This is a genomic window from Frankia sp. CoBUL1 (assembly GCF_978021245.1).
In genome coordinates, this window is sequence record NZ_CDXDOS010000286.1 from 1 (window position 1) to 3950 (window position 3950).

At 73.4% G+C, this 3950-nt stretch carries 5 protein-coding genes; 2 read left to right on the plus strand and 3 right to left on the minus strand.

The annotated features are described in order from the left end of the window. Positions 1–70: 70 nt before the first annotated feature. Positions 71–286, minus strand: coding sequence for a hypothetical protein (locus AC08OX_RS15615; protein ID WP_476608483.1), 216 nt, complete (start codon positions 284–286; stop codon positions 71–73). Positions 287–354: 68 nt separating this feature from the next. Between AC08OX_RS15615 and AC08OX_RS15620 the strand changes: the two genes are divergently transcribed. After that, positions 355–1059, plus strand: a complete 705-nt coding sequence (locus AC08OX_RS15620; protein ID WP_476608484.1) for a nucleotide exchange factor GrpE — start codon at positions 355–357, stop codon at positions 1057–1059. Between the two features lie 6 nt (positions 1060–1065). Further along, positions 1066–2073: a DnaJ C-terminal domain-containing protein gene (locus AC08OX_RS15625; protein ID WP_476608485.1), complete on the plus strand. Its 1008-nt coding sequence runs from the start codon at positions 1066–1068 to the stop codon at positions 2071–2073. A 215-nt stretch (positions 2074–2288) separates the two neighbouring features. Here the strand turns inward: AC08OX_RS15625 and meaB are convergent, their stop codons facing one another. Together meaB and AC08OX_RS15635 are read right to left on the minus strand one after the other, a co-directional pair. Then, a complete protein-coding gene (gene meaB / locus AC08OX_RS15630; RefSeq protein ID WP_232235153.1) occupies positions 2289–3338 on the minus strand; it encodes a methylmalonyl Co-A mutase-associated GTPase MeaB in 1050 nt (349 codons plus the stop codon). Between the two features lie 59 nt (positions 3339–3397). Next, a partial coding sequence (locus tag AC08OX_RS15635; RefSeq protein ID WP_476608486.1) for a cobalamin B12-binding domain-containing protein occupies positions 3398–3950 on the minus strand: 553 nt, incomplete at its 5' end.

Consider the following 3950-nt stretch of genomic DNA (forward strand, 5'->3'; position numbering starts at 1 on the left):
GAGGGACGACGTCGGACCGGACGGCACCAACATCCTCATCAGGACAGGGTGCCGGCGCAAGCCGGCATGATCACTGACCTCGGATCTCCAACAGATCTACCACGGCCTGGCCGCCGCCCGAACCGGCCAGGCCGCCCCCACCGAGGGAACCGGCGGCAGCCCGACCGACACCGCCCCGGGCGGCCCACAGCCACCACCTGGCGGCGGCACCCCCGGCGGCGACGACGTGGTAGAAGCCGAGTTCGACCGGGGCTGACCCATGCCAACCGAGACCGACCCATGCCAACCGAGACCGACCCATGCCAACCGAGACCGAACCATGCCAACCGAGACCGACCCATGATGGCGAACGACATGCCGCGCGAACAGCGCCCAGACCGGACCGGCCACGGCGCCGACCAGACCACCGACCAGACCGTGGACCGGAGTAGCGGAGAGGCCACCGCCCGCGCCGGCCCCGTCGGCGCGGACGATCTCCCGACCGAGACTGTCCTGGACAGTGTGGCGCTCGCCACGCAGGTGGACAAGCTGACCGACCGGTGGCGGCGGGCCGCCGCCGACCTGGACAACCTGCGTAAACGGACCCTCCGGGAGCTGGAGCGGGATCGGGCGGCCGAACGGGCCCACGCGGCGGCCGCCTGGCTGCCGGTCCTCGACCATCTCGACCTCACGCTCACCCACGCCGACGCCGACCCCACCTCGCTCGTGGCGGGTGTCCGGACGGTCCGGGACCAGGCCGTGGACGTGCTGGCCCGGCTCGGCTACCCGCGCCACGACGAGGTCGGGGTGCCGTTCGATCCGACCCGGCACGAGGCGCTGGCCGCCGTCGAGGAACCGAACGTCCCAGCCGGCACGGTGGTGGCCGTGATCCGCCCCGGCTACGGCGACACCGGACGGCAGCTACGCCCCGCCGGAGTCGCCGTCAGCCGCCCTCCGGGCGAACCGCCCGGCGAACCACCGGGCGAACCATCCAGCAAACCCAGCGAACCGCCCGGCGGCGCCCGGCAACCAGGCGAGATCGGCCCGGACCCGGGCGGCGCCGGCGGGCCCGCGGAGTGACCGGCCGTGGCCCAGGACTACTACCAGCTTCTCGGTGTCGGCCGGGGCGCGAGCGCCGAGGAGATCCAGCAGGCCTACCGCCGCCTCGCCCGCCGTTACCACCCCGACGTCAACCGCGGCCCGGAGGCGGAGGAGCGGTTCAAGGAGATCGGTGAGGCGTACCGCGTGCTGTCCGACCCGAAGACGCGGGCGCGCTACGACCGGTTCGGCGCGGACTTCCGGCGCATCCCCGAGGACTACGACGAACGGGTGACCGCCGGGCCGGGCTTCGGCCAGGCCCGCCGGGGCTGGAGCCGCACCGGCCGGGTCCAGGCCGAACCGAGCTTCGGCGGCGCCGACTTCGCCGATGGCACCGACTTCGCAGACTTCGCCGAGAGGGGTTTCGGACGCGCCGGCCTCGGTGGCGCGGGCCTCGGCGGGAGCATCTTCGGTGACCTGTTCGATGATCTGTTCGGGGCCCACGGCGCGACCGGGCCGATCCCCGGCGCCGACCAGGAAGCCGAGCTCGAGCTGACCGTCGAGGAGGCCTACCGGGGCGGGCGGCGTCAGATCACCCTCGCCGGCCCCGGCGGGAGCCCACGCAGCTACCAGGTCACCATCCCGCGGGGGGTGGTCGAAGGCCAGCGCATCCGGCTGGCCGGCCAAGGCGGCCGCGGCAGCAGGCACGGCCAGCCCGGCGACCTCTACCTACACGTGAAGATCGCGCCGCATCCGTATTACCGGCTGTCCGGACGAGACATCAACGTCCCGCTGCCGGTCACCCCCTGGGAGGCCGCCCTGGGCGCCCGGGTCCCGGTCACCACCCCCGGCGGCGAGATCAAGGTGCGCGTCCCGGCAGGATCGTCCAGCGGCCGGCGGCTGCGCCTACGCGGCGCCGGCCTACCCAACCCCACCGGCCCGCCCGGCGACCTGCACGCCGAGGTGCGCGTGGCGGTGCCGCCGGCCCTGACCGCCCGGGAACGCGCGCTGTTCGAGCAGCTGGCCGCCGTCTCGGCCTTCGACCCGAGAACGTGAACTCGCCCGACACCGCGTGCCCCGAGGTACGGGGGTGCCCCGAGGTTATGTCCCGTCATCCCGGGAAGGTACCGTCACGTGGACGCCAAGCCGAACACCATTTGCCCAACCTGCCATGGTCGATGCCGCACGGTGTCTCATGTGGCGGGCTTCCGGGCCGGTCAGGTCCGGACCGTGCTGGTGATCGACCCCTGCCGCTGCTGCCACGACCGCGGTTACCTGGTCGGTTTCACCGCACCGGTGTGACCGGCGGCCAGGCCAACGGCGGCCTGAGCGGCGAGTGCCTCGTCGAGGAGACGATCGGCCGCGGTGTGGGGGTCGAGTCCGCCGGCGACGACCTCGTCGGCGAGCTGGTCGATCGCGGCTCCGGGCCGCAGGTCCCCGATCCGCTCCCGCAGCCGGGCGAAGGCGATCCGCGAGATCTCGTCGACCGCGCGCCGACGCCGTCGGCGCTGCAGCTGCCCCGTGCGCAGCAGCCAGTCCCGATGGGCCTCGATCGATTCGACGAGCTCGGCCACCCCCTGCCCGGTGGCGGCGACCGTCCGCACGACCTGCGGACGCCGGTCGTCCTCCCCGCGGCCGGCACCGCCCATCCGGAGCATGGCGGTGAGCTCGTTGACCGTCCGGTCCGCACCCGGCCGGTCGGCCTTGTTGACCACCAGCACGTCGGCGATCTCCAGAACGCCCGCCTTGGCGGCCTGGACGCCGTCCCCCATCCCTGGGGCGACCAGGACGAGCGTGGTGTCCGCCAGGGCGGCGATGTCCACCTCGGCCTGTCCCACCCCGACGGTCTCGATCAGGACGACGTCGAACCCGACGGCGTCGAGAACCCGCAGGGCCTGGGGCGTGGCGGTCGACAGGCCGCCGAGACTTCCGCGCGTCGCCAGCGAGCGGATGAAGACGCCCGGATCGGTGGCGTGCTCGACCATCCGGATCCGGTCGCCGAGCAGCGCGCCGCCGGTGAACGGGGACGAGGGGTCGACGGCCAGCACGCCGACCCGCCGGCCCGCCGCCCGATAGGCGCCCACCAGCGCGGAGGTGGAGGTGGACTTGCCGACCCCCGGCGCCCCGGTGAGGCCGATCACCTGCGCGCCCCCGGTGCGAGGCATCAGCAGCTGCTCGGTTCGCTGCAGGTACGGCGAACCGTCCTCGACCATGGAGATGAGCCTCGCCACCGCACGGCGGTTGCCCGCGACGGCGGCGGTGACGAGTTCGGTCACCGACTCGATCGACGAGCCCACCCGGGTACCATCCCCAACCGTCACGGCCACCTCACTGATCGAGCTCACCAATCGAGCTCGGTGATCGAACTCACTGATCGAGCTCACTGATCGAGCTTGTTGGCGGCCCGTACGACGTCGAGGATGCCCCGGATGATGGCGGTGAGCTCATAGTCCTTGGGCGTGAACACCGCGGCCACCCCGAGTCGGGCGAGCTCGTCCGCGTCCGCCGCGGGGATGATGCCGCCCACGATGACGGGGATCTCACCCGCCCCGGCCGCCCCCAGCCCCGTCAGCACCTGGGGCACCAGGTCGAGATGGGAACCGGAGAGCACCGACAGCCCGACGACGTGCACGTCCTCCTCGACGGCCCCGGCCACGATCTGCGCCGGCGTCAGCCGGATCCCCTGGTAGACAACCTCGAAACCGGCGTCACGGGCCCGCAGCGCGATCTGCTCGGCGCCGTTGGAATGCCCGTCGAGACCGGGCTTACCGACCAGCATCTTCACCGGACGGCCCAGCTCGGACCCCGTGCGCGCCACCCGGGCCCGCAGCTCGTCGAGGGCGGCCCCGCCACCACCGGCGACGGTGGCCTCGCCGACCCCCGTCGGTGCCCGGTACTCCCCGAACACCTCCCGCAGCGTGTCCCCCCACTCC

Excerpts from the sequence above, each read along its gene's own strand:
- AC08OX_RS15620 (WP_476608484.1), top strand. The coding sequence starts at position 355 with ATGCCGCGCGAACAGCGCCCAGACCGGACCGGCCACGGCGCCGACCAG.